The following is a 24,965-nucleotide window of genomic DNA, read 5'->3' as shown; positions in this document are numbered from 1 at the left end:
TCAGCCGCGCCAGCGATGCGCGCTAGCCTCTACCGCACGGCGTCTTCCGTATAGAAAATCCGCCATCCGTCGCGCCCTTGCAGGAAGCGGGCCTGCTTGGCCGAGGGGCCTTCCAGCAGCCGCTTTGCCTGCGGGCCGACCAAAGCGGGATTCAGGTTCTTCTCCACCGCCAGCTCATAGTCGCAGATGTAGCCGGCCTTGCCCATCGCCGGCGCGCACCCCAGCTTTTCAAACTTCAGTATCCTGGCGGGCTTGTCGGGCGCGAGAGTGCCGCTCTGTATGCCTTTGCCTAGCAGCACAATCGCGCACACATAATTCATCGCCGGGTCGCCGGGACGCAGGCCATCGCCCTGGCACTGCGACAGCATCTCGGCCTGCTTGCGCGCCCCCTGATCCAGCACCGTCCGTATCAAGTCATACATCGTTTCCTCGGACGGCTCGCCGGGCGATGAAACGCCAGCGCCGGAAGCACTGGAAGCACTGGAAGCACTGGAAGCACTGGAAGCACCGGAAGCACCGGAAGCACCGGAAGCACCGGAAGCACCGGAAGTACCTGGAGCAACGGCATCCCCGGCAGGAGCGCCGGCCGCCAGGGATGCTGGCGCCGGACCGCCCGATGCCAGCTCCGCCCTGTCCTCCTGCGGGCGCCGCCCCAGCGCCGCCCGCTTCTCGAGCTCGCGGCGCTGGTCGGCCACAGCGGTCAATATCCGCGTCCCGGGCACCGTGGTTTCGTCGCCGGCCAGCAGATACCTGGCCTGGAGGGCCTGCAAATCCTGTTCGTCCTTGCTGTCCGCCACGGCTCGCGCCAGCGCCGGGCCGCCAGCCTCCAGCAGGGCCAGGCGCCTTTCCCGGAAATAGCGCGGCAAATCGGCCAGCGCCTTGACCCGTCCCGACAAGTGCGCCAGGCGCGCCTTGTAGTCGGCCTGCCATTGCAATCCGCGCTCCAGGCCGGTCAGACCACTGCCCAGCGCATCGATGCGCTGCCGCTCGATATCCGCTATCCCGGCGGCGAGCTCGTCGATCCGCACAGTAATGGCCTCGGCGTGGGCATGCCGTGCCGCCTTGGCTCCGGGGGCGGCCCCCGCGAGGGAAGGCTGCCTGTACATGCTGGCGCGCAGCGCATCCAGCGCCAGCAGCCCTTGTACGCCGTCCGCTGCGCTTATGGCCTGGCGTACCAGCTCCTGCTCCACGGGCAGGGCCACCCGCGCGTCCGCCCCGGCAAGCGCCTCCTTGAAGCGCTCGACGGCCGGAGCCGACCCCAGCGACAAGAGCGCCAGGCCCCTGGATTCCAGTTGGCCCAGTTTGTCGTAGCCGGCCTTGTCCGGCGCGAGCGCATCCAGTTGCTGCGCAACGCTGCCCAGGGTTTCCTGCGCCGCGCGCACCCGTTCCAGCCCCTGCAGGTAAAGCTGTTGTCTATATCCGTTCAGCGCGGCGCTCGCCGCCATTTTTTGCGCCAGGGAAAGGCGGACCAATGGGCCGTCCGGCTGGCCGAAGCACGATCCCACTTGCCGGCCGAGCGCAAAAATCTCCTCTTGCGTCATGCTCTCGTAAGTCCGCCCGAACGCCCTCTCGAAGCGGCCATGCGACAGCAAAGCGACGGCCGCGGCTTCCTGGGCGGCGGCCGACACGCGGCCGTCGGCGCCCAGGACGGAGGCCACCGGCCCATCTTCCAGCCAGGCTTCGGCGGGCTCGCAGGCCTTGCGCCGTTCGTCGATGCGCCGCTGCGCCAGCGCGGCCTGGCGCGCCTGGTGCTCCTTTTGGCGCTGGGCCTGCAGCTCCCGGTTCGCCTGTTGCTCGGCCGCCCGCTTGGCCTGGGCTTCCTTTTGCTGGTCCGCCCGCTTGATCTGGGCTTCTTTTTGCTGGGCATCCCGCTTGATCTGGGCCTCCCGCTGCCTGGCCTCCCGGTCCGCCCGGGCCTTCTCCTGCTGCTGCTCGCGCTGAACCCGCGCCGCCTCGTTCCTGGCGTCCCGGAGGGCCTGGGCCTGTTCCTGCAGCAAGGCGCGCTGCTGCTCCTTGAGCATTTTCGCGAGTTCGGCCTGGGTGGACGCGGCATGGCCCGCCAGGGGAAGCGGCAGGGTGGCGCATACCATAGCAACTAGGACCAACCGCATACCGACCTCCCCTCCGATAACCGGTCGCAAGCCAGCGGATACAGGCGGGATCGCCATGGCGATCTTCGATTCCCGGCATGAAACACCGGCTCGCGTCAGCAAAGTCTAGTCAAGGCGAATGCGCGCAGCCACCGGCCTTACGGCTTAGGGCAAAAACCTGCGAATAGTACAGACATGGAACGTGCCTGGGGAGTTGGGCTTCTGAAGGGTTTCAGAAACTACACATGGCGCCAGTCTTCCCCCGGCATGACGCGCCGCATATATTCGTCAAATAATGGGACAGTAAAAGCCGTTTCACCATGCTGGGGGCTGTATATCATTCCTTTGAGAATGAGTTTGGATCTCGTTGGGCCAATGCTGGTGACTTTGACGTTTAAGGCCTCCGCTACATCTCCAGAACGCTTCGACCCTTCTCCAAGTTGAGCGAGGGCACGCATGTAACGTTTTTCCGAAGGCGTGCACCGGTCGAATCGAACCCTGAAAAAACTCTCGTCCAAAGCGCGAATCGCGGCGTTTGTCGCGACCTCTACATCCAATAAACTAATAGGCGATTCCGCCGCGATATTCCAGACCTCATAACCCCATTGCTGAAGAAAATATGGATAGCCCTTGGTCAATGACACGATCTTATCGAGTGCAGCGGAAGCAAACTCCACTCCCGTTGCCGCCGCTGGAGCGACCAGGGCCGCTTTAGCGTCCTCACTACTAAGCGCCCCCACGCTGGGATAATCAAATAATCGCTCAGCGTATGATTTAGATTGTCCCGCCAAGCCAAGAATTTGCGGCAAGCCTGCTCCAACGATGACTAGCGGCAAGTTGCGCTGTGACACCTTATGAACCGCCATAATTAGCGCGCTGAACTCCTTGCTGGAGAGATATTGCATTTCATCTATGCATAATGCGACAGCGGTGGCGCGCTCGGCTGCCGCTTCTCCTACGGCAACGAACAAATCCCCCAGATCGACTTCCAAGTCTCCACTGTCGGCCACACCCTTCTCGGGCTCGATACCTAGTTCGAAATCACCATATGAAACTTTCACCGTCCCGATAAAGCTGCGCAGCGCTCTAAGGGCCTTCCTGCCCTTCTCTCCTGCGGCAGCGGTAACACTCAAGGAATAGAGCATTTTCCGTAAGGGAGGTATTAAAAGCTCAGGAAGGCTTTTCCCTTCATGCGCCTCAATCAACGTCGCTTGATATCCTTGCCGTTCGGCTTGGTCTTGAAAACGAACCAACAACACCGTTTTCCCAACTCCTCGCAGACCCACTACGATAAGGCTTTTTGAAGGTCTGCCGCGTTGAATGCGAGTGAGCGCGATTTCTGCACGTTCCAACACATCATGACGGCCAGCCAGCTCCGGCGGGGGAGTACCGGCGCCTGGTACGAACGGATTATCTCGCGGATCCATGATCACTCCAATTGACGATTTATCTGTTTAGGTGGAGTTTACCTAAATTGATGAATAAACGGGTAATTTCGATAAATATGGATGACGCGGTACCAGCGCTCTGGCGACTCGGCCAGCTTCACGGCCAGCGCGTCTATGTTTTTCATTTCAATCATCGGCCTTCCATGGTGAAGGTAAAAATGCCCGCTCACGGCGAGTGATAAAAAGCCCTTGGGCCTCTTGCCCGTCATCGCGACACATGGCCGGCAAGCCAGGCGACAAGCACTACAGCCGCCACAGGCAGAACCAGATCGAGCTGGGCATCCAGGCTCCAGTTCCAGACATCGAACGCCTCCCATGGAGTGAGTTTCGACGGGCCGCCGTTGTTGTACTCGCGCTGGGCATGTTCGCGCCCCATGAACAAGCCTATGGCCAGCGCGGCCCCCAGCCACCAACTGCGGGTCGGCAGCCATACCGCCGCCTGAATCAGCAGCGCGTAAAAGATGTGTTCAAGGTTGGAGATATTCATAAGCTGGCGAGGATCCGGTGGACACAAATGGAATTTAGCTATTTAGCTATAAATGTGAACCGTGTCGCTTGCAAGCATGGCACACATTTCCTTGTTCGCACACTTGAGCAAGCCGGCCTGCCCGCGATGCTCGCCAGCTGATCAATGCCTGGCTATCGGCAATAGCTGCAACCCAGTGCGCCGAACAAACTCGTCGTAGCCGATCGGCGGCCCGGCCTTGGTGTTCGCGCTGTTCTCCTGCCAGTGCACCCACGACCGTCTCGTCGCCGCATCATAGACCACCTTGTACAGATAGCTCGGGACCGCCACCCTGCCCGCCCCAATCACCTCCGGCCGGGCATCATAAACAGGCCCGGTGAAGATATAGACGTCAGCCGCGGCGCGCATCACATACTTGCGCGTGTCCTGCTCAATGCGGCTCCAGGCGCCGGCATTCTGCGCCTGGTTCTGCGGAACCATGTTGGCCAGCGAGAAGCTTTGCGCCATCGCCTCGGAGCTGCGCATATCGCCCGCCGGCGCCATATGCCCACGCGAATATCCGGAGCCCCGGTAATCGGCCAATTCCGCGCGTTCGGCTTGCGGCACCCGGGCCTCTGCATAGAACCTGTCCGTCCTCTGAACCCCCAGGTCCTGGACCAGCATTCGACGGTTCAGCCGCTGAACGGCAAACACAGGCGTTTTTGTCCGGCCGCTGTGCAGGATGGCGAAGGACGAGAAGCATATCTCGCGCAACGCTGGCGCGGCAGGAACTGCCGGAGGCTGTCCTCCAGGGAAAAACTGCCGGCACCCGGCGAAGTCGGTCTGAACCAGTTCGCCCGGCGATACCGCCTGCGGGGCCGCCTGCTCCTGGCCGGGCAGCCCGATCTGCGCCAGCAGGGGGTCGAGCGAAATTCCGTCGCGCCACTGTGGGTTCAGGGCGCAGCTGGCAACGCTGAATGCGGTGATGGCGGAGGCGCAGAACGCCTTCAGTAAACGCCGGAGTCGGGCGGCGGGCGCCTTCCTTGATCTCGATTGGGTAGTTGAACGTCTTCTGCGGGGAACTGGCTGCTTTTTGCTCGTCATGCTGTTTGGATCGGGATACTACGAGCCGGCGCAGCCGCGCGACCGGTACAACGCCTGATAGTAGGCGACGCGGCGCAACGGCCGGTCAGGCGGCCCGAACAATAGCGCCGCGCGGTACGCTGGCCGGCCCTTTTTTTGCTCCGGAAAAAGAATAGCCCGCCGATCGTGCGGCAGGCGGGGCTGTTGACGGAAATGCCGGGACTCGAACCCGGCGCGCGGTCACCTGCCAGAGCTGCGGCGCAGCCTTTCGGATGCGGCCCGATTCAGGTCTTTCGCTTCCTGTTCGGCATAGCCCTCTTCACCCGGCTCATACCGCCCCTCATACATGCAGCTGCTGCGGTTCCACTTGCACTCATTGCTGCGGCCCGAATCCCCGAGGCCGATCAAAGAGCAGCCAGAAACCAGCGCGGCAAGAAACAGCGACAAGCCGCAACGGCTCAATACTCGAATGGACATTTTCCCTGGACCTGCAGAGTTGCTATAGCCATTCTTATAGCACGCCCCTGAAAGCCGTTGCGGCTGGCAATACGCATGGCGTACCACTTGGCCAAGCCCGCAGAAACGCAAAAGAGTAAAAATGCCCCGCAAATGCAGGGCGAAATAAGCATGGACGAAGCGGGCGATGATGCGGCGCTAATTGCTGCCGCGCTGGGTGACATTGCTCGCGCCAAGGGAATGACACAGCTTGCCAAGGAGACAGGCCTTGGCCGGGAAAGTCTTTACAAAGCGCTTTCCGGCGAAGGCAATCCAAGCTTCGGAACCATCCTCAAAGTGATGCGCGCGCTGGGCATCAAGCTACAACCGCAGTCCGCCATTCACACTTAAATCAATAGTGCAAACAGGTAGGGCCTCCCTTGCGGGAGGCCCTAAATCTGGCGCGGCTGGCAGGATTCGAACCCACGACCCCTTGGTTCGTAGCCAAGTACTCTATCCAACTGAGCTACAGCCGCTGCGAAAGAGGCGTAACTATAACATAGATTATTTGGCATGTCTTGCCAGCCGGCGCGCCCTGCGTAAAATGGAGTGCCACCCATTGCCGCAACGAGTCCTTGCGCGCGGCGCGCCCAGCCGCGGCAGCGCGCGGCCAATACAGGAACCACGCATGAGCACCGCCCGCGCCGCCTTTTCTTATGATTATTCCCGCATCGAAAGTGTCATTTCGGGTTTCGTTCCCGACTGGCGGCAGATGGATTTCGACGCCGTGGTGGCCATTGCCCGCGGCGGCCTGGTGCCCGGGGTGATGGCCTCCACCAGCCTGAGCCTGCCCCTGTATGCGCTGGCCTATTCAAGGCCGGATCGGACCGTATCCTGGCATACGGTCGGCCGCCCTGCCAGGCCGTGCCGGATACTCCTGGCCGAAGACGTGGCCGGGCGCGGCACCACCCTGTCGGACAGCATGGGCTTCCTGCGCGGCCTGGGGCATGAGCTCAGCGTTTTCACCCTGGCCTACGATGCGGAGTCGCGCGTCAAGCCGGATTACGGCATCGCCATCCCGGCAGGCTTCAGGGCCTGGTTTCCCTGGGAAAGGGAGTCCATCACGCCGGCGTTCGACGCCACCTTGAACCGCCCGAACCGGCCCGAACACGAATATGCCTCATGGGCGATAGACCTGGATGGCGTGCTGCTCATGGACCTGCCGGAAGAGCAGTACGCCCGGGCGCTGCATGAAACCCTGGCCCGCCGCGACCTGCTGCGGCCCAATGAAGTCCTGCCCCAAGTCGATTTGAGCCGCGTCACCATCATTACGGGCCGCCCCGAGCAGGATCGCCGGCGCACGCAAACCTGGCTGGATCAGCATGGCTTTCACGGCCCCCTGGTCATGCGCGACGAAGCGCGCCACGCCGCCGACCAGACCGCCGAGCATAAAGCGCAGGCCCTCCTGGCCCGCTGCCACACCCACTTCATTGAAAGCGACCCGGCCCAGGCGCTCGAAATCGCCTGCCGCGCCAAAGTGGCGCGCGTGCTGTGGTGGAATGGCCGCAAGGCGCTCATGGTCTATGCCAACGAGGTCGAACACCTTCATATAACATGACAAAAGCGCCGGGCGCGCCATGCTTCATCACGGCGCGGCGCATACCGCAAGCCCGTCATCGGCGGGAAAATTTTGGTTAAGATGCGTTATTCGCAAAAAAAGGCCGGATCCGCCCGGCGCCATACCAATAATCAAGGAGATGTTTCTTGTCCACCCCATCCCAAATTACCTGCGTGGAAGATTTCCGCCGGCTGGCCGAGCGCCGGGTGCCCAGGATGTTTTATGACTATGCAGATTCCGGTTCCTGGACCGAAGGCACGTATCGCTCGAACGAAAGTGATTTCCATAAACTGAAATTCCGCCAGCGGGTCGCCGTCGACATCGAAAAGCGCACTTACCGCAGTTCGATGATAGGCATAGACGTCGCCATGCCCGTGGCCATCGCGCCTACGGGCCTGACCGGCATGCAGCACGCGGACGGCGAGATCCTCGGCGCCAGGGCAGCCGAGAAATTCGGCATTCCGTTTACGCTGTCGACCATGAGCATCTGCTCGATCGAGGACGTCGCGGCCCATACGCACAAGCCCTTCTGGTTCCAGCTCTATGTGATGCGCGACCGCGACTTCATCGAGCGCCTGATCGACCGCGCCAAAGCGGCCAATTGTTCGGCCCTGGTGCTGACGCTGGACCTGCAAGTGCTGGGCCAGCGCCACAAAGACATCAAGAACGGTTTGTCCACGCCGCCGCGTCCGACGCTGGCCAACCTGGTCAACCTGGTGACCAAGCCGCGCTGGTGCATGAGCATGCTGGGCACCAAGCGCCGGACCTTCGGCAATATCGTGGGCCATGCCAAAGGCGTGGGCGATCTGTCCTCCCTGTCTTCGTGGACCGCCGAACAGTTCGACCCCGCCCTGAGCTGGAAAGATATCGAATGGATCAAGAAACGCTGGGGCGGCAAGCTGATACTCAAGGGCATCATGGACGCCGAGGACGCGCGCCTGGCGGTCGAAAGCGGCGCCGACGCCCTGATCGTATCCAACCATGGCGGGCGCCAGCTGGACGGCGCCCCCTCCTCGATTTCCGCCCTGCCCAACATCGCCCATGCCGTGGGCAAGGAAATCGAAGTGTGGATGGACGGCGGCATCCGCTCCGGCCAGGACGTGCTCAAGGCCATAGCGCTGGGCGCCAAAGGCACCATGATAGGCCGCCCATTCCTGTATTCGCTGGGCGCCATGGGCGAAGCCGGCGTGTCGCGCTGCCTCCAGGTCATTGCCAACGAACTGGACATCACCATGGGGTTTTGCGGCCACACCGACATCCACAACATCGATCGCTCCATTTTGCTGAATGGCGATATTTTCGACCGCTACTGATAGACAGATAAACCGGTGCTGACAGGCTGCCAAGATAAGCAGGCGCCGCCGGCCCGCCGCGCCCCTGTCAAGCTTGCGACGGATTCACAAGATCCGCGGTGAGGCGGGCGCGGCCTGGTTCTTCGGCGGCCAGCGGGTCCACCGCCTGCATGGTCTGCAGGCAGCGGCGGGTCAGCAACTGGTACTGCCGCGTACCGAAGGACTTGCGCGCTATTTCGGCATCGCTCAATTCGCGCAGCACGCGCGCCGGGGCGCCCACCACCAGGCTGCGCGGCGGAACCGCCAGGCCTATCTTGACGAAAGCCATGGCCGCGACAATGCTGGAATGCCCGATGACGGCCTGGTCCATGACGACGGCGTTCATGCCCACCATGGCATTGCGTTCTATGGTGCAGCCATGCAGCACAGCCCCATGCCCTATATGCCCGTCGGCCTCGACCACCGTATCGTTTTCGCCCACGCCATGGATGACACAGGTGTCCTGGACGTTCGAGCCCGCCTTGAGGACGATGCGTCCGAAATCGCCGCGCAAGCTGGCCAGGGGCCCGATATACACGCCGGGCCCGACGATGACGTCGCCCACCAGCACCGCGGTCGGATGCACATAGGCGCTGGGGTCGACGACGGGAATGATCCCGTCAATGGCATAAACTTTCAGCATGCGGCTGGTCTCCGGAATATTTTTAGCGGGTATCGAAGTCGAGGGGTCAATATATCAGGAAGAATGGCCCTCCGCCCCGGACAGGATGCGCGGGTAGTGTGCTTGCGCGGCGGCGATATGCTGCGCCATCGAGGCGCTTTCCTTGGCGCGGCATAGCGCATTCCAGCGCGGAATGCCCATGAGAATTCTTCACCGCCGGCGCTTTCCCGCCATACTACACTGCCCTCTCCCACAACAAGAGGAGACAACCATGGATAACTTGCTCGAGCCGGCGCGCCGTCCCCACAGGCTGCGTCAATGCCTCTCCAAAACGGCCATTCCAGTCGTCCTGGCGCTCGCCGGCCTGCTGGCGCCCCAGGCCCGCGCGGCGCAGGAAGCCAGCTGGCCGACCCGCCAGGTACGGATCATCGTTCCCTATGGCCCCGGCGGCATCGCCGATATTTCCGCCCGTTCGATCGCGCAGAAAATGGCCGAAAACACCGGCCAGCCATTTGTCGTGGAAAACAAGCCCGGCGCCGATACGCGGATCGGCACGGAATACGTGGCGCGTATGAGCGGCGACAGCCATATCCTGCTGCTGGGCGGCGGCGGATTCGCCGTCAACAATGCCCTGTTCGACAAGCTGCCTTACGACACGGCAAGCGATTTCATTCCGGTCGGCCTGGTCGTATCCAATCCGCTGCTATTGGTTACCGGCATCCAGCAGCCATATGCCAATCTCGGCGAACTGATCGCCGCGGCAAAGAACGGGGAAACCATCACCCTGGCCTCCGGAGGCAACGGCACCCTCAGCCATATGTCCATGGAACTGCTCAGCGCGGCCATGGGCGCCCCCATCACCCATGTGCCTTACAAAGGCGGCTCGGCCCACACCAGCGACGTCGTCGGCGGCCGGGTCACCGGAATATTCGAGAATCCCAGTTCCGCCTTGCCGGTCCTGCGTGCAGGCCGCTATAAAGCGATCGCCATAACCAGCGCCGCGCGCAATCCGGCCATGCCGGATGTGCCGACCGTCGCCGAAAGCGGCGCCGCGGATTTCGAGGTAGTCAACTGGTTCGGGCTGTTCGCGCCCGCCGGCGTGCCCGAGGCGGCCGTCGAGCGCATGGCGGCGGCATTGACGCAAGCCTTGCAAGCCCGGGATCTGCGTGAACGCTTCATGCGCGACGGAGTCGCGGTCGGCGGGCCGACAACCCGGGAGTTTGGCCGCTTCGTCGCCAGCGAGACCGAAAAATGGGCCGAAGTCGTAAGAACCAGGAATATCAGCGTTGACCGGTAACATGCCGCCCCTCGCTGAAATCGACGGCGATTTGCTTGAACAGCTGCGCTTTGTCGCTCAGGCAGAAAAACTTTGCGCCGGCCTGGCGCTTGCCGATGCGGATCACAGGCGCCTGGTGAGCGAATTGGGCGCGCTGTCCCTACCACAACGGGCAGCGCAAGACATCGAACGCCGCGATTGCTTTATTGCCGCCGCGGGGCGCGAAATTCCCTTGAGGCTGTACGGCAAATGGGGCTTATCGGCCGCGCCGTCCAGGCTGTTGCTCTATTTCCACGGAGGAGGATGGATGACGGGCAGCCTGGCCACCCACGATCTGCTGTGCGGACATCTGGCGGCGCTGACCGGCTATATGGTGGCCAGCGTTCACTACCGCCGCGCCCCCGAGAACCCTCATCCCGCGGCCCACGAAGATTGCTGGGCCGCCGCCCGCTGGCTGCGCCGGCACGCGAAGATACTCGGCTGTTCGGACGATATGCCCATGGCCATCGGCGGCGACAGCGCCGGTGCGCACCTGGCCTTAGGCTGCGTCATGCGGGCCTTGCGCGACGCAAGCCCCGCATTCGATCGCATGCTGCTGTTCTATCCGCCGCTGACGCCCGATGCAAAAACCGGCAGCCTGCGGGAGTTCCGCAACGGCCCAGGGTTGACCGCCGAAGCCATGCGGCACTATTGGCGGACATTTTCGGGCGGCGAAAATGCCGATGCCGAAGATGCGCTGCTCTTTCCACTGGCCTGGAAACGGATGGCGGAATTGCCGCCGTCCGTCATCATGACGGCGGAACACGACATACTGCGCGATGAGGGCGAAGGGTTCGCGCAGAGCCTGCGCGACGCCGGCGTGCCCGTGTCGTATACCCGCGCCACGGGCATGATCCATGGCTTCGCGCGCATGCTCACGGCCAGCCCCAGGGCCTATGCCTATGTGCAGCAGGCGTGCCGCGAACTACTTTCGATTCTCTGAGTATCTAACCGTCCGTCTGGCGCCGCGCAGCCATTCGGCAGCCATTTCGTCGGCCTGCGCCTTGATCCAGTCGCCGACTGTGCGCAAGGCCACAGGGTTGGTGGCGGCATCGCGCAATACCAGATAATAGCCGCTGCTGCCCACCATCACCTCATCGAAGGGCGCGACCAGCTCGCCGCTTGCCAGGAACTTGCGCACCAGCAGCCGGGGCACCAGGCCTATGCCCAGCTCGGCCTGCAGCGCTTCGATCATCAAGGAATAATGGTCGTACTGCTGTCTGTTGGCATCCAGCTCGATGCTCGCTCCCATGGCGTTGCGCCATTCCGACCATGCCGTGGGATAGAGCACATGGCTCATCAGCAACTGGCCTGCCAAGTCGTCCGGCGCATGCAATGGGCGGCGGGCCAGCAGCTTCGGGCTTGCCACGACGCACATTTCGCGTCCGAACAAATAGCGCGCCCGCGCGCCTTGCCAGCCGCCGGAACCAAAACGGATCTCGGCATCCAGATCCAGGCGCGGCGAAGACGCGTTGAGCAAACGTGGCGTCAAACGCAGGTCGATGCCCGAATGTTCGCGGACAAACTGCGGCAGCAGCGAAATCAGCCAATATTGCAATACCGCCGGTGGCGCCAGCAGGCTCACCACAGCCTGCTCCGCTTCCGCACGCCCTATGCGTTCAGCGGCGCGGGCGATCCGGTCCAGCGCCGGTTCCACTGCCTCGAGGAACTCCCGTCCCGCGCCGGTCAGGCTCACCCCGCCGGCGCGGATAAAAAGCGAGACGCCCAAATGGGCTTCCAATAAGGCAACCTGCTTGCTTACCGCGCTTTGCGTGAGATGAACGGACTCCGCCGCGCGCGTGAAACTGCCCAGGCGCGCGACGGCGACGAAAACCTGCAGCGTTATCAGCGAAAAGGATGGACGAAAAAGTTTCATGGCGGCCAAGTCGTTGCGATTCATTTTTCCACGGGATAAGTGATCGCCATTCCGTCCACCTTCGCAAACGGCGTCAGCTTATGCTCCTGCAGCTTCGCCGGGCTGACGATTTCCTTGACGCATACGCCATGCACCAGCAAGGCATCGGCGATAAGCGAGCGGTGGCAGCGCCATGGCACGGCCTCCGCGCACATCAGCGCCAGCCGTTCGTCCCCGGCACGCTCGAGCAGCCAGTCCAGGCTCCGGGCGAATTCCGGCGTTTGCATATAGTCGGCATAGCCGCGGAACGACGTATTGCGCCACCCCTTGTTCACCGAATCGGGGCGCGCGCGGCGAAAGCCGCCCAGCCCGGCCACATGCTCGTAGCCTATGCCCGCCGCTGCCAATGACCTGGGCAGCTCGTCCATATTGAACTGCGGATTGTGGCGGGAACGCGCAACGGTGCGCACGTCGAGAAGCCGCGTGACGCCGTGCGCGGCCAGCAGCGCCACGAATTCCTCGATGGGGCGCGTGGAGTGTCCCACGGTCAATACTAGCGGTCTTGCAGGGTCGCATGTCATATGGCGGTGCTCCGGAGGCTGGCCTTATTGCATCATACCCGCCGCCTCGGCCGTGTATCGGCCTTGAAAAGGCGGGATTTCTGTGTTTAAGTCATTCAAGGCGGAATATTCCGCCCGGTCCGAACGTCTGTAGGCTGTAGTTCCAACCAACCAAGAGGCTACCCATCATGAAAACCACCTTTCCGGCCGCACTGGCCCTTTGCGCCGCAGCCCTGTTTTCCATGCCGGCGCAGTCCGCCGACATGGCGCTTAAAACCGCGGACGGCATTCTCGTCGACGCCCAGGGCATGACGGTCTACACCTTCGACAAAGACGTTCCCAATAGCGGAAAAAGCGCATGCAACGATGGCTGCGCGAAAGCCTGGCCGCCGGTGCTCGCCGAGCCCGACGCCAAGCCGCAAGGGGACCTGACCATTATCACGCGCGATGACGCCAGCAAGCAGTGGGCGTACAAGGGCAAGCCGGTCTACCTTTTTGCCAAAGACACGAAGAAGGGCGACAAGTCGGGCGACAACTTCAAGGACGTGTGGCACGTTGTCAAACCCTGATCGCCGCTAGCCTGCCGTGCCCATGCGGGCGCAAAAAGAAGCCGAGGTCGTCGCGTGCATTCCCGGCCTGCGCCGCTATGCGCGCGGCCTGACCGGCGATGCGCAGCGCGCCGACGACCTGGTGCAGGACACGCTGGAACGCGCGTGGAGCCGGTTCCCGCTGTGGCGCAGGCGCGGCGAACTGCGCGCATGGATGTTCGGCATCATGCACAACCTGTTTATCGACCAGGTGCGCAGCGCGCGCGACCGCTACGAAGTGCCCTACGGCGACGACGCGCCCACAGTGCCGGTGCGGGCCACGCAGACCGACAATCTGGAAGTGCGCGACCTTGACCGCCTGCTGCAGCAGCTGCCGCCGGATCTGCGGGCGGTGATTCTTCTGGTCAGCGTCGAGGAAATGAGCTACGCGCAAGCCGCCTGTGTCATGGGGGTGGCGGTCGGGACTATCATGTCGCGGCTGTCGCGCGCCCGTGAGCAGTTGAGCGCGCGGATGGAACAGCGCAGGCCCGCGACGGGCATGCGCAGTGTGAAATGACATGAAAAAGACTCCCTCTACCGCCCCCGCGATGCCGGTTCCCGCCACAGAAGCCGACTTGCATGCCTATGTGGACGGGCAACTGCCGCAGGCCCGCCGCGTAGAAATAGAAGCCTTCCTGTCCGGGCATCCCGACGAACGGCAGCGCGTGGAAAACTGGCGCAGCCAACGCCGGGCGCTGCAGCGCGCTTTGCAGCCGATATGGGAAGAATCCATACCCTTGCGCCTGGCCATCCCGCCGGCGGCGCGCGGACAGCCGTGGCGCCGCCTGGCGGCAGGTGTCGCGATCGCCGCCATAGGCGCCAGCGCCGGATGGTTCGCGCGCGGCGCGGCCAGCGCCCGGCCCGCGGTGCTCGTCACCTCGTCCGCGCCGTCCTCGCTGCCGATCGCCCCGGCCGGCGATACCTTTTATCAGCGCGCGGCCATTGCCCATCTGGTGTACGCGCCGGACGCGCGCCGGCCCGTGGAGATCGGCGCCGATCAGGAACAGGCGCTGGCCACCTGGCTTAGCAAGCGCCTGGGCGCGGCGGTCAAGCCGCCCAAGCTCGGCATGGTCGGATACGAACTGGTGGGGGGCCGTTTGCTGCCCGGCGGCGCCGGACCGGTGGCCCAGTTCATGTATGCCGCTGCCGCCGGCCAACGCCTGACACTGTATGTGACGCGCGAAGCCGCCGGCAAGAAGACCGCTTTTCAGTTCACCCGGGACGGGCCCGTGAATGTCTTCTATTGGGTGGACGAGCACTTCGGCTATGCCCTGTCAGGCGCGGCGGACCGCGCGGAACTGCTGCGCGTGTCCGAGGAAGTCTATAAACAGCTGGAGTGAAGCGCCTAACCGTTGCATTACTAACGGTGCTGGTTCCGGAACGCCGCCTCTCCGGCGTCCGACACCTCGACCCATTCCTTGTCGGGCGCCGCGCCTGCGGCATAGCTGTCGTGCCAGTTCCACCACTTGTAGGCCGGAGTCTGAGGATAGCCCTCGGGTGCATCCTCCCAGGTCTCCTGCCGGCCCAGCGGCGTGATGTCGAGGTAGTTCCAGGTGCCCCCCATTTGCTCGTCGCCGCGGTTGTTGAGAAAGTAGCTGCGGAACACGCGGTCGCCGTCGCGGTAGAACACGTTGGTGCCGTGCCATTCGTCCACGTCGAAGTCGGCGTCGAAGCTGTCCGTGAGGGTGAACCACGGCATCTCCCAGCCCATCCGCGCCTTCAGCCGCGCGATGTCGGGCTGAGGCGCGCGCGAGACAAAGACGAGGGTGGTGTCACGGGCATTCAGATGGGCGAGGTGGGCGACCTGGTCGGCCACCATGGAACAGCCCCGGCAGGCGTGGTCGGGCCAGCCGAATACCCCCGGCTCGAAGAAGGCGCGATAGACGATCAACTGGCGCCGGCCGTCGAACAGGTCGAGCAGGCTGACCCTGCCCGCGGGCCCCTCGAACGCATACGCTGTCTCCACCGGCATCCAGGGCATTCGCCGGCGCTCGGCGGCCAGCGCGTCGCGGGCGCGGGTCTGGGCCTTTTCCTTCACGAGCAACTGCTCGCGGGCGGCCTTCCACGCCTGCGGCGATACGACCGGCGGTGTGTGCATGGCGGGCTGTCCGCCTTTGCGTCCGTTCTCTGCTGATGTAGTCATGGCTTTCATCTCCTAATGTGGGCGTGTCCCCGCACTTCGTGATCAAAGCGCGGTTTCCATTCGCTGCTCATCGTTCGTCGTTGGCCGTGAAATAGTTTGGCACGGAAATCGAAATATCGGGAGTAACAAGTATGACGTGTTCTGCTCCATGGCGGCGCTGCCACAGAGGCGCGCACCTGCTGGCAGCGCCACGCTAGTTCTTGGCCAGCGCCGCTTTCAGGCGCCGAACCGATGCCACGGCTTCTTCAGCCGTCGCGAAGTTGGCGAACCCCATCAGCAAACCTCCCTGCGATGACTTGCGCAAGCGCCAGTCACTCAGTGCCTGGACGGGGAGCCCCTTGGCCTGGGCGGCCGCGGCCAGGGTTTTGTCGCTCTGGCGGGCGTTCAGGTGAGCCAATACATGGATGCCGCCCGCCTGGGGCTGGACATGCAGGCGCTCTCCCATCGTCTGCGCCAGCGCATCGACCAGATAGCCGCGTCTCGCCACATACAGGGTTCGCATCTTGCGCAGGTGCCGGGCAAAGTAGCCCTGTTCCATGAAGTCCGCCACCATGGCTTGGGGCAAGATAGAACCGGGGCCGGGAAGATGGTTCACCACATCGCTGAACTTGCCGGCTTGAGACGCGGGCACGACCAGATAGGCCAGCCGTAGACCGGGAAACAGCACCTTGCTGAAGGTACCCGTGTAGAGCACCCGCCCATCGCGATCCAGGCTTTTCAAGGCCGGCAAGGGCCGGCCATGGTATCGGAACTCGCTGTCGTAGTCGTCCTCGATAATCCATGCCTGGCGGCGGCCCGCCCACTCCAGCAGTTCCAGCCGCCGTGGCAGCGACAGGGCCACGCCCATCGGACTTTGGTGCGTGGGTGTCACCACGACGAAACGCGCATGAGCGGCGAGTCGCTGGCCGGCACTCACGTTCAAGCCTTCCTCATCGACGGGCACCGGCTGCAGGCGCATTCCCGCGCGCTCTAAAAACCAACGGGCGAGAATGTACCCCGGATCCTCATACCAGCCCAGGTCTCCAGCTTGCAGCAGCGTGTGACGCACGAGTTCCAGCGCCCCTCGATAACCCGCCGTAACGAATACCTGCTCGTGCGAACAGGCGATGCCGCGCGAAATGCCCAGATAGGTGGCAATGGCGCGCCGCAGAGGATCGTATCCCGCCGGATCGGGATAGGCCATAGCCGCCGTCTCCAGAGTGCGCAGCTTGCGCCCAGCCAGGCGGGCCCAGGTTTTTCGCGGGAATGCGTCCAGCGCCGGCAAACCGAGCTGGAACGGCAGGGCTGCGCCGGCCAGGGCTTGCGGGCGCGGTGATGCGTGGACCGGAGGCAGGGGCACCTTGGCGTGGCCTGGTTCAGCCAGGCTCTCCAGCCGGGGGGATACGACGGTCCCCGCGGCGCCACGCGCCACGAAATAGCCTTCGCTCGCCAACATCTGATAGGCCATTTCGACCGTGCCACGCGCCAGGTTCAGCTCGCTGGCGAGGCTGCGCACCGACGGCACCCGGTCTCCGGGACGAAGCTTGCCGGCGGCAATCGCCTCGCGGTAGCGCCGATACAACTGCAGGTAGATCGGCGCATCTTGCTCTCGGCTCGGTTTCAGGTGCCGCAAGTCCATAAGCAATGTCCCATTAATTTATTCAATTCTTGCACCTATGACATAGGCCATTATTCTCCTACAGTGCTGGCTATACGACAAGGAAATCCACATGAGCACTTTTCAATTGAGCCCTATCGACAGCGATCAGGACTACCAGGCCTGCTTCAGCGTCATGCGCGAACTGCGCCCCCATCTGGCCGATGCCGCCACATTCGCCGCGCAGGCGCGTCGTCAGGCCGGGCAGGGATATCGCCTGCTGGCCGCGTGGCGGGACGAACAGGTCAAGGGTCTGGCGGGCTATCGCATCCAGGAGAATCTGCTCTACGGACGCTTCCTCTACGTCGATGATCTGGTGGCATCCTCCGACGCTCGCCGCCACGGCCTGGGCGGCAAGCTGATCGATGCATTGCGCGAAGAAGCGCGGCGGCAAGGCTGCGCCCACTTCGTTCTCGATACCGCCCTGGGAAATGCGCTGGGGCAACGTTTCTATTTCCGTCAAGGCCTACTGGCCAAGGGTATGCATTTCTGCCAGCCGCTATAGATCGCGCGAGCCATGGATGTGGCCGTGTTTTCCACCCTTTCTTACAGGAGACCTCCCATGAGTACCCTTCGTTTGCCCTACTGGACCCTTTCCCCCGAAGCCTATCAGGGATTCAGCGCCACCAAGAAAGCTCTGGAAAAGAGCAGTCTTGGCAAGCAATTGATCGAGCTGGTCTGGCTGCGAATGTCGCAGATCAACGGCTGCGCTTTTTGTCTGGAAATGCATGCGAAAGCACTGCGCGCCAGCGGCGTGCCGGATGCCAAGCTGGACAGCCTGGCAGGATGGCGCGCGGGCGGGCATTTCACCGAGCGCGAACGCGCCGCGCTGGCCTGGACGGAAGCGCTGACGCACGTGGACCGGACCCACGCGCCTGATGAGGATTTCGAGCCGCTCAAGGCGCATTTCAGCGAAGCCGAAATCTCCGACCTGACTTTCGCCATCGCGTTGATGAGCGCATTCAATCGTTTGGCGGTCGGAATGCGGCAATAAGGAATGGCGCGCAGCTCATTCTCGTTAAGTCATTAAAGGACCTTGTATGAAAATTCTGCATATCGACTGCAGCCCGAGGATAGAGTCGCATAGCCGCCGGCTCTCGGCCGCCATTGTCGCGCGGCTGCTCGTGAACAATCCTGACGCGGGCGTTACGCGCCGTGATCTGGGCCGCGAACCCATACCGCATGCCGGCCCCGACTATGCCACCGCCCTGTCGTCCCCCGGCGCTCTGGCGGCTGGACTGTCGAATGGGGCAGTGCGGCTGTCGGAACAATTGATCCAGGAAGTGGAAGCCGCCGACGTTCTGGTCATCGGCACGCCGATGAACAATTTCACCGTACCTTCGGTCCTCAAAGCGTGGATAGACCAGATCCTGCGGATAGGACGCACGATAGGCTCATCTCCCACGGGAAAAAAAGTCGGCCTGCTGCAAGACCGGCCCGTTTATATCGGTATTGCCTCAGGGGGCGTTTTCACGGGCGATCGCGCCAACCAGCCGGATTTCCTCACTCCCTATATGACGGCCGCGCTTGGCTGCGCGGGCTTGAATACGCTGCGCTTCCTGCCACTGCAGGCAACCGCGTTTCTCGACCATGAGCGGCTCGCGGCAGCCAGAGATGCTCTGCTCGCGGCCGTCGACGCGGCGGAGATGGGTGCCGCCCATCCTCATTACAGCCAGTGAGCGCTGCGGGCCGCGCAGGGGAAATGCAATGAATTCCAAAGAGACCCGCGACACGCCGCGCGTAAGCATGAGCTATGACGTAGTCATCGTCGGCGCGGGGCCCGCCGGGCTCGCGGCAGCCATCAGGCTCAAGCAACTCGACGCATCCATTTCGGTCGTGGTTGTCGAGAAAGGCTCGGAGATCGGGGCCCACATACTATCGGGCGCGGTCATGGATCCTGTCGGCATCGACGCCCTGTTGCCGGACTGGCGCGACGACGAAATGCGCCCGCCTGTCACGAAGGTCGCTGACGACGTCTTCTGTTTCCTCACCAGGACAAGCCGTATCCGCTTGCCAAATTTCATCATCCCGCCGCTGATGAGCAATCACGGCAACTTCATCGGCTCGCTCGGCCTGGTGGCGAAATACCTTGCGGCGCGCGCCGAAGCCCTGGGTGTTGAAATCTACCCGGGCTTCGCCGCGGCGGAGCTGCTGTTCAATGAAGAAGGAGCCGTGATTGGCGTGGCCACGGGAGACATGGGCATATCCAAGGAAGGGACGCTTACTGATCGCTTTACCCGAGGCATCGAATTGAGGGGACGATATACCCTGATAGGCGAGGGAGTGCGCGGCTCGCTCGCAAAGATTGCCATCGAACGCTATGGTCTGGCCAAAGAAAGCCAGCATCAGAAGTTTGGCCTCGGTTTCAAGGAGGTCTGGAGGGTCAGGCCCGGGAAATTCCGCGCCGGCCGCGTGCAGCATACCTTCGGATGGCCACTCGATGACCGGACTGGCGGCGGCTCCTTCCTTTATCATTTTGGCGATGGCCTGGTTGCCGTTGGGTTCGTCGTCCATCTCAATTATGAAAATCCGACGCTGTCGCCGTTCGATGAATTCCAGAGATTCAAGACACATCCGGGCATTCGTGATCTCTTCGAAGGCGGCCAGCGCCTGTCCTATGGCGCCCGGGCCATCAGCGAAGGCGGCTGGCAATCGGTCCCGAAACTCGTCTTTCCAGGCGGCGTGTTGCTTGGCTGCTCCGCCGGCCTGGTGAATGTGCCGCGAATCAAGGGAAGCCACAACGCCATCTTCTCGGGCATGTTGGCGGCCGAGCATCTTGCGCCGGCGCTCGCACAGGGCCGCGCTCACGATGAAGTGACTGAAATAGAGGCTCGCTGGCGCGCCTCCAATATCGGCCGCGATCTCAAGCAGGTCCGTAACGTCAAGCCACTCTGGTCGAAGTTCGGCACCATCCGCGGCATCCTGCTCGGCGGCGTCGACATGTGGTGCAACCAGCTCCTCGGCTGGTCGCCGTTCGGCACGATGAAGCACGGAAAGCCGGACCATGCATCGCTCAAGCCCCTCAATGAGGCCAGGACTATCGTATACCCAAAGCCGGATGGCGAGATCTCGTTCGACAAACTGTCATCGGTCTTTCTTTCGTCTGCAAATCACGAGGAAAACCAGCCGGCGCATCTGAAACTGGCGGACGCATCGATTCCGGTCGGGAAAAACCTTCCGCTATATGGCGAACCGGCGCGGCTGTACTGCCCTGCCGGCGTCTATGAAATCGTATTCGGCGACGCCGCCGCCAAGACCTATCCTAAATTTGTCATCAATGCGCAGAACTGCCTTCATTGCAAGGCTTGCGACATCAAGGATCCCGCGCAAAACATTACGTGGACCACGCCGGAGGGCGGTGGAGGCCCCAACTACGCTGGCCTGTAGGGCCGCAGGGGTTGAGCTTGGCGCTCTTGGTATGCAGGCTGCCGCATGAACCGTCGGTGACCAGGATGCGGATGCGCGCCGCCAATTCGTCGTAGTAAGCGCGCGCCAACAACTGGCTTATGGTCCTTGCCATCTGCGCTTACAAGTGATATATTTTTTTGATAGATATCATTACGAATGGAGGTCTCTATGGATACCGCCAAAATCTTCTGGTCTGGACGTTCCCAAGCGGTTCGGCTACCAAAGGAATTCCGTTTCGAGACCGACGAGGTCCGCATTCGCCGCCATGGGAGTGCCATTATTCTCGAGCCGATTGCCCAGGGTTGGGCATGGCTGGACAGCATCATTGGTTCGGTCGATAAAGACTTCGAGTCTGCCGCCGCTGAACAAGGGCCCGCACAGGAACGTCCCGAGCTGGATTTCTTCAAGTGAAGTTCTTGCTCGATAGCAACGCTGTGATTGCCCTTATGAAGGGGCATCCAGGCTTTCTTGCTCAATTACGCCAGCACCAACCCGCAGATTTCGCAATGCCGTCCATTGTGGCGCATGAGCTTTTCTATGGCGCTTACAAAGGGCAGCGTATGGCTGAGAACCTCGCGCGAGTCGAAGCATTGCAGTTTGAAGTGCTCGAATTCGATCGGGAGGATGCGCAGCGGGCCGCAGAACTGCGTGCTCTTCTGGCCGCTGCAGGCACGCCCATCGGCCCATACGACGTATTGATCGCAGGTCAGGCCTGGGCGCGCGACCTAACATTGATTACGCATAACCTGCGCGAATTCCAGCGAGTACCCCATATACGGGTCGAAGATTGGGAAATCTGAAGGTTGGTCACGCACACCTGGATTCGACGATCAACAATCTCAACAACCATTGAGGGCTGCGATTTAGTGAGTAATTTTCGCTAATCGTCATCGTAATGGGGCAAAGGCATAGGGAAATCGGCATCTTTCGGCGCATGCTTGGAATGCCCTATCATGAGCTTCTATTCATAAACGGCGATTTTAAATGCTCACCGCGGAACAATAATATGAGAGATCTGCCTCCTACCGCCACATTGCGCGCCTTTGAAGTTGCGACGCGGCATGCAACATTCACCTCCGCTTCAGAAGAATTGCATGTCACCCAGAGCGCGGTAAGCCACCAGTTGAAGAATCTCGAAGAGATCTGGGGATTGCAGTTATTTCAGCGGGGCAAGTCATTGAGCCTGACACCCGCGGGAGCAGCGCTTGCGCCGATCGTGCGTGAATTCTTCATGAATCTGGAGGCGACGCTCTCTGATCTGAGAGAGCAAAAGGGCAGGGTCCGGCTTAAAGTCAGTACGACTTACTCCTTCGCGCTGAAATGGCTGCTTCCAAGATTGCCGAGTCTGTCCCAGCAGCATCCGGAAATTTTGATCACGCTGGGAACCACTGACAAAGCCATCAATTTTTCGAGCGCAGAGCCGGATGTTGCGATCCGATTTGGCAATGGGAATTATCCAGGCCTGCACTCGGAATTCATGTTCAGGGAGCAGATTTTTCCGGTTGCCAGTCCTGATCTCTTGGACCGCTACGGAGCGCCGCGCGAACCTGCCGAATTATTGCGCTACCCGCTGCTTACACGTGACGGCGCAGATCTGGTGCCGAAATGGGAGCTTTGGTTTCAACAAGTAGGCGTAGGCATTTCCGCGCTCAAGGAAAGCGTCAGGTTTGCTGACACCAACATGACTATCGAGGCGGCACTGCTGGGCCAGGGAATAGCTTTGGCTCGAAGCGGACATGTCGAAACTGAAATACGCGATGGCAGCCTGGTCAGGCTGTTTGACCTGCCCTTCCCCTCCCCGGTCGCCTACTATTTTGTCTGTCCAAAAGGAATCGAATCGCAGCCCCACATCATCAGCTTTCGCGACTGGCTCCTGGCGGAATCAAGCAAGGCCCAGCAAGACTATCGATAATGCATGAGGATACGCTCATTCCGCAATGAGGAGACTTCGCTTTAATCGAGGCGCCGGTTTGCTTAGTATGGCGCATGCCCTTTCACGTTATTTTACTGATACTCTTCGCCGCTCTCATGCATGCAAGCTGGAATGCGCTCCTGCGCGGCGGAGCCGACAGACTTTGGTCTATGACGGTCATGTGCCTGGCGGTAGCGATCGCCAGCGCCGCAATAGCCTTGTTCCTGGCGCCTCCAGCCAAAGCCAGCTGGATTTACGCAGTGCTTTCAGCGGGGCTGCATGTTGGCTATAACCTGTTTCTCGTCAGGAGCTACCAAGTCGGAGACCTCGGGCAGACCTATCCGATTTCACGGGGCTCCTCTCCCATATTGATCACCATCGCGGCATCGGTTTTCGCCGGGGAGAAGCCAGGTATGGGCGCTCTGCTTGGAATTGCTCTGGTGTCGGGCGGTATTATTTCCCTGGCCTTCAAAGGGCGCAGGCTTGCGGTTCCGAGCCTGCCGTATGCCCTGGGAACCGGATGTTTCATTGCCGCTTATAGCGTGACAGACGGCATCGGCGCGCGCCTGTCCGGCGCCCCGATGGCATACACGGTATGGATGTGCGCCTTGTGGGGCATCCTGATGCCGGCGATATACATCGGCCTGCGCGGCGCAAACAGTTTATTTACCATCCGGCCCGGATTCATCACGGCCTTCATCGGTGGGCTGGTCTCTCTTCTGGCCTATGGAATCGTCATCTACGCCATGTCCGGCGCGCCTATGGGAGCGGTATCGGCATTGCGCGAAACCAGTGTGTTGTTTGCGGCGTTGATCGGTTATTTTTTCCTGGGCGAGACACTGACGGCCCGAAAGATGCTGGCATGCGCGGCGATTGCCATCGGCGCGATCATCATCGGCTGACTGGAGGCGCACAAAAAAGCGCCCCGAGGGGCGCATATTTGCTGTATCACTGGCGGAGACGGAGGGATTCGAACCCTCGATGCGGGTATAAGCCGCATGCTCCCTTAGCAGGGGAGTACCTTCAACCACTCGGCCACGTCTCCGAAACAGGCCGCCATTCTAGCACGATAAAAGTCTGTTTTTCCCCGCAGCCCTGGCCGCGGGCCACAATCATGAAAAATTTCGGCAGGAATCAACGACTAAAAACAATAAGAACGGCGGTTCAAGACAAAAATCGGGCAGACGGCCGATCAGGGCCTGCCTTGCTGGCTGCCATCCTGGTCGAGCCCGAAAGCCTTGTGCAGGGCGCGCACCGCCAGTTCCATGTACTTGTCGTTGATGATGACCGAGGTCTTGATCTCGCTGGTGCTGATCATTTGAATGTTGATGCCTTCTTCCGACAAGGTGCGGAACATCAGGCTCGCCACGCCCACATGGCTGCGCATGCCTATGCCCACGATGGAAACCTTGCAAACCTTGTCGTCGGCCACGATCTGGGCGGCGCCCACGGCGGGTCCGATCTGGTTATTCAATAAATCCAGGGTCCGGGAGAAGTCGTTGCGATTCACGGTGAATGAGAAATCGGTCGTGCCATGCACCGACTGGTTTTGCAGGATCATGTCGACGTCGATGTTGGCGGCTGCGACGGGGCCAAGAATCGAATAGGCCACGCCCGGGGTGTCGGGGACGGCTAGCAGGGTAACTTTGGCCTCGTCACGGCTGAAGGCGATGCCCGATACAACGGCGGCTTCCATTTTTTGATCTTCCTCGAAAGTAATAAGGGTGCCCGAGGCCATCTCGTCTTCGAGGGGCATCAGGGGGTCTGTCAGCGAGGACAGGACGCGCACCGGTACGTGATATTTGCCGGCGAATTCGACCGAGCGGATTTGCAGGACCTTGGACCCCAGGGAGGCCATTTCCATCATTTCTTCGAACGATACCACTGTCATGCGCCGGGCCTCGGGCACCACGCGCGGGTCGGTCGTGTACACGCCGTCGACATCGGTGAAGATCAGGCATTCGTGGGCTTTCATGGCCGCCGCGACGGCCACCGCGGAGGTGTCCGAGCCGCCGCGCCCGAGCGTGGTGATGTTGCCTTCCTCGTCTATGCCCTGAAAGCCTGTCACGATGACGACGCGGCCGGCGTCCAGGTCGCCGCGTATGCGCGCATCGTCGATGGACTTGATGCGCGCCTTGGTGAAGGACGAGTCGGTGCGCACGGGAACTTGCCAGCCGGTGTAGCTGCGCGCGGCCACGCCCTGCGACATCAAGGCCATGGCCAGCAGCGCGCTGCTGGCCTGCTCGCCGGTCGCGGCCAGCATATCCAGCTCGCGCGGATCGGGCTGCGGCGAAATTTCCTTGGCCAGGCCCAGCAGCCGGTTGGTTTCACCCGACATGGCCGAGGGCACCACGACCACCTGGTGGCCGGCCGCATGCCATTTGGCCACGCGCCGGGCTACGTTCTGGATGCGTTCGACCGAACCCATGGACGTGCCGCCGTATTTGTGAACAATCAGGGACATCTTTAACTCTGCA

28 protein-coding genes and 2 tRNA genes are annotated in these 24,965 nt (G+C 61.9%); 16 read left to right on the top strand and 14 right to left on the bottom strand.

Going from position 1 to position 24,965, the window contains the following annotated elements:
* Window positions 1-29 precede the first annotated feature (29 nt).
* The 5 genes from BUB23_RS20925 to BUB23_RS20905 form a co-directional block, all read right to left on the bottom strand.
* Window positions 30-2,111 (bottom strand): coiled-coil domain-containing protein, encoded by a 2,082-nt coding sequence (locus BUB23_RS20925; protein WP_143161069.1) that lies wholly within the window; start codon window positions 2,109-2,111, stop codon window positions 30-32.
* Between the two features lie 218 nt (window positions 2,112-2,329).
* Entirely contained in the window at window positions 2,330-3,517 is a 1,188-nt protein-coding gene (locus tag BUB23_RS20920) for an ATP-binding protein (protein ID WP_073107341.1), read from the bottom strand.
* Between the two features lie 226 nt (window positions 3,518-3,743).
* The gene (locus BUB23_RS20915; protein ID WP_073107338.1) at window positions 3,744-4,025 is read right to left on the bottom strand and encodes a hypothetical protein; all 282 of its coding nucleotides are present in this window, start codon (window positions 4,023-4,025) and stop codon (window positions 3,744-3,746) included.
* Window positions 4,026-4,166: 141 nt separating this feature from the next.
* Entirely contained in the window at window positions 4,167-5,087 is a 921-nt protein-coding gene (locus tag BUB23_RS20910; protein WP_073107335.1) for a DNA/RNA non-specific endonuclease, read from the bottom strand.
* Window positions 5,088-5,306: 219 nt separating this feature from the next.
* Complete coding sequence (locus BUB23_RS20905) at window positions 5,307-5,543, bottom strand: hypothetical protein (RefSeq protein WP_073107332.1); 237 nt, start codon at window positions 5,541-5,543, stop codon at window positions 5,307-5,309.
* Window positions 5,544-5,618: 75 nt separating this feature from the next.
* Between BUB23_RS20905 and BUB23_RS20900 the strand changes: the two genes are divergently transcribed.
* Window positions 5,619-5,912 carry an addiction module antidote protein gene (locus tag BUB23_RS20900; protein ID WP_073107329.1) on the top strand — a complete coding sequence of 98 codons (294 nt, stop codon included), beginning with the start codon at window positions 5,619-5,621 and terminating at the stop codon, window positions 5,910-5,912.
* A gap of 48 nt (window positions 5,913-5,960) precedes the next feature.
* Here the strand turns inward: BUB23_RS20900 and BUB23_RS20895 are convergent.
* Window positions 5,961-6,037 (bottom strand) — tRNA-Arg (locus BUB23_RS20895).
* Window positions 6,038-6,189: 152 nt separating this feature from the next.
* Here BUB23_RS20895 and BUB23_RS20890 point away from each other — a divergent pair.
* A complete protein-coding gene (locus BUB23_RS20890) occupies window positions 6,190-7,119 on the top strand; it encodes a phosphoribosyltransferase (protein ID WP_073107326.1) in 930 nt (309 codons plus the stop codon).
* Window positions 7,120-7,265: 146 nt separating this feature from the next.
* A complete protein-coding gene (locus BUB23_RS20885) occupies window positions 7,266-8,432 on the top strand; it encodes an alpha-hydroxy acid oxidase (protein ID WP_073107324.1) in 1,167 nt (388 codons plus the stop codon).
* A 67-nt stretch (window positions 8,433-8,499) separates the two neighbouring features.
* On the opposite strand, the gene BUB23_RS20880 is transcribed toward BUB23_RS20885, so the two are convergent.
* Window positions 8,500-9,093: a phenylacetic acid degradation protein PaaY gene (locus BUB23_RS20880; RefSeq protein WP_073107321.1), complete on the bottom strand. Its 594-nt coding sequence runs from the start codon at window positions 9,091-9,093 to the stop codon at window positions 8,500-8,502.
* A gap of 54 nt (window positions 9,094-9,147) precedes the next feature.
* Window positions 9,148-9,273: a hypothetical protein gene (locus BUB23_RS27610; protein ID WP_281255570.1), complete on the bottom strand. Its 126-nt coding sequence runs from the start codon at window positions 9,271-9,273 to the stop codon at window positions 9,148-9,150.
* A 70-nt stretch (window positions 9,274-9,343) separates the two neighbouring features.
* Here BUB23_RS27610 and BUB23_RS20875 point away from each other — a divergent pair, with 70 nt between their 5' ends.
* Complete coding sequence (locus BUB23_RS20875; protein WP_178372367.1) at window positions 9,344-10,369, top strand: Bug family tripartite tricarboxylate transporter substrate binding protein; 1,026 nt, start codon at window positions 9,344-9,346, stop codon at window positions 10,367-10,369.
* Window position 10,370: 1 nt separating this feature from the next.
* Complete coding sequence (locus tag BUB23_RS20870; protein WP_073107318.1) at window positions 10,371-11,330, top strand: alpha/beta hydrolase; 960 nt, start codon at window positions 10,371-10,373, stop codon at window positions 11,328-11,330.
* Here BUB23_RS20870 and BUB23_RS20865 read toward each other — a convergent pair.
* Both BUB23_RS20865 and BUB23_RS20860 read right to left on the bottom strand, forming a co-directional pair.
* Window positions 11,313-12,263, bottom strand: a complete 951-nt coding sequence (locus BUB23_RS20865) for a LysR substrate-binding domain-containing protein (protein ID WP_073107526.1) — start codon at window positions 12,261-12,263, stop codon at window positions 11,313-11,315. The two genes, BUB23_RS20870 and BUB23_RS20865, sit on opposite strands and share 18 nt — an antisense overlap.
* A 20-nt stretch (window positions 12,264-12,283) precedes the next feature.
* Window positions 12,284-12,787 carry a DUF488 domain-containing protein gene (locus BUB23_RS20860; protein ID WP_342743865.1) on the bottom strand — a complete coding sequence of 168 codons (504 nt, stop codon included), beginning with the start codon at window positions 12,785-12,787 and terminating at the stop codon, window positions 12,284-12,286.
* A gap of 203 nt (window positions 12,788-12,990) precedes the next feature.
* On the opposite strand from BUB23_RS20860, the gene BUB23_RS20855 reads away from it, so the two are divergent.
* From BUB23_RS20855 to BUB23_RS20845, 3 genes are read left to right on the top strand one after another with little or no spacing between them, the layout of a single operon-like run.
* A complete protein-coding gene (locus tag BUB23_RS20855) occupies window positions 12,991-13,371 on the top strand; it encodes a COG4315 family predicted lipoprotein (protein WP_073107313.1) in 381 nt (126 codons plus the stop codon).
* A 22-nt stretch (window positions 13,372-13,393) separates the two neighbouring features.
* Window positions 13,394-13,906, top strand: a complete 513-nt coding sequence (locus tag BUB23_RS20850; RefSeq protein ID WP_073107311.1) for an RNA polymerase sigma factor — start codon at window positions 13,394-13,396, stop codon at window positions 13,904-13,906.
* A gap of 1 nt (window position 13,907) precedes the next feature.
* Window positions 13,908-14,729, top strand: a complete 822-nt coding sequence (locus BUB23_RS20845; protein ID WP_073107308.1) for an anti-sigma factor family protein — start codon at window positions 13,908-13,910, stop codon at window positions 14,727-14,729.
* A 20-nt stretch (window positions 14,730-14,749) separates the two neighbouring features.
* Here BUB23_RS20845 and BUB23_RS20840 read toward each other — a convergent pair whose 3' ends face one another.
* Both BUB23_RS20840 and pdxR read right to left on the bottom strand, forming a co-directional pair.
* Window positions 14,750-15,532 (bottom strand): DUF899 domain-containing protein, encoded by a 783-nt coding sequence (locus tag BUB23_RS20840; RefSeq protein WP_073107306.1) that lies wholly within the window; start codon window positions 15,530-15,532, stop codon window positions 14,750-14,752.
* 193 nt (window positions 15,533-15,725) lie between these two features.
* Complete coding sequence (pdxR, locus tag BUB23_RS20835; RefSeq protein WP_073107303.1) at window positions 15,726-17,150, bottom strand: MocR-like pyridoxine biosynthesis transcription factor PdxR; 1,425 nt, start codon at window positions 17,148-17,150, stop codon at window positions 15,726-15,728.
* 91 nt (window positions 17,151-17,241) lie between these two features.
* Here pdxR and BUB23_RS20830 point away from each other — a divergent pair, with 91 nt between their 5' ends.
* The 8 genes from BUB23_RS20830 (at window position 17,242) to BUB23_RS20795 (ending at window position 23,390) form a co-directional block, all read left to right on the top strand.
* Window positions 17,242-17,673 (top strand): GNAT family N-acetyltransferase, encoded by a 432-nt coding sequence (locus tag BUB23_RS20830; protein WP_073107300.1) that lies wholly within the window; start codon window positions 17,242-17,244, stop codon window positions 17,671-17,673.
* A 57-nt stretch (window positions 17,674-17,730) separates the two neighbouring features.
* On the top strand, window positions 17,731-18,162 hold the full coding sequence (locus BUB23_RS20825; protein WP_073107297.1) for a carboxymuconolactone decarboxylase family protein: 432 nt from the start codon (window positions 17,731-17,733) through the stop codon (window positions 18,160-18,162).
* Between the two features lie 46 nt (window positions 18,163-18,208).
* The gene (locus BUB23_RS20820) at window positions 18,209-18,847 is read left to right on the top strand and encodes an FMN-dependent NADH-azoreductase (protein WP_073107294.1); all 639 of its coding nucleotides are present in this window, start codon (window positions 18,209-18,211) and stop codon (window positions 18,845-18,847) included.
* A gap of 28 nt (window positions 18,848-18,875) precedes the next feature.
* Window positions 18,876-20,555, top strand: coding sequence for an electron transfer flavoprotein-ubiquinone oxidoreductase (locus BUB23_RS20815; RefSeq protein ID WP_218599110.1), 1,680 nt, complete (start codon window positions 18,876-18,878; stop codon window positions 20,553-20,555).
* 189 nt (window positions 20,556-20,744) lie between these two features.
* Complete coding sequence (locus BUB23_RS20810) at window positions 20,745-20,987, top strand: antitoxin (protein WP_073107519.1); 243 nt, start codon at window positions 20,745-20,747, stop codon at window positions 20,985-20,987.
* Complete coding sequence (locus BUB23_RS20805; protein WP_073107292.1) at window positions 20,984-21,376, top strand: type II toxin-antitoxin system VapC family toxin; 393 nt, start codon at window positions 20,984-20,986, stop codon at window positions 21,374-21,376. Before BUB23_RS20810 ends, BUB23_RS20805 begins: the two co-directional genes overlap by 4 nt.
* 206 nt (window positions 21,377-21,582) lie before the next feature.
* Window positions 21,583-22,488: a transcriptional regulator GcvA gene (gcvA, locus tag BUB23_RS20800; RefSeq protein WP_073107289.1), complete on the top strand. Its 906-nt coding sequence runs from the start codon at window positions 21,583-21,585 to the stop codon at window positions 22,486-22,488.
* 74 nt (window positions 22,489-22,562) lie between these two features.
* A complete protein-coding gene (locus BUB23_RS20795) occupies window positions 22,563-23,390 on the top strand; it encodes an EamA family transporter (RefSeq protein ID WP_073107286.1) in 828 nt (275 codons plus the stop codon).
* Window positions 23,391-23,440: 50 nt separating this feature from the next.
* Here the strand turns inward: BUB23_RS20795 and BUB23_RS20790 are convergent.
* Both BUB23_RS20790 and BUB23_RS20785 read right to left on the bottom strand, forming a co-directional pair.
* A tRNA-Ser gene (locus BUB23_RS20790) sits at window positions 23,441-23,533 on the bottom strand.
* A 147-nt stretch (window positions 23,534-23,680) separates the two neighbouring features.
* Window positions 23,681-24,952, bottom strand: a complete 1,272-nt coding sequence (locus BUB23_RS20785) for an aspartate kinase (RefSeq protein ID WP_073107283.1) — start codon at window positions 24,950-24,952, stop codon at window positions 23,681-23,683.
* Between the last annotated feature and the right edge of the window lie 13 nt (window positions 24,953-24,965).

This window comes from Pollutimonas bauzanensis (assembly GCF_900129885.1).
Classification (GTDB): domain Bacteria; phylum Pseudomonadota; class Gammaproteobacteria; order Burkholderiales; family Burkholderiaceae_B; genus Pollutimonas; species Pollutimonas bauzanensis.
This window is presented reverse-complemented; position numbering and strand designations above follow the sequence as displayed.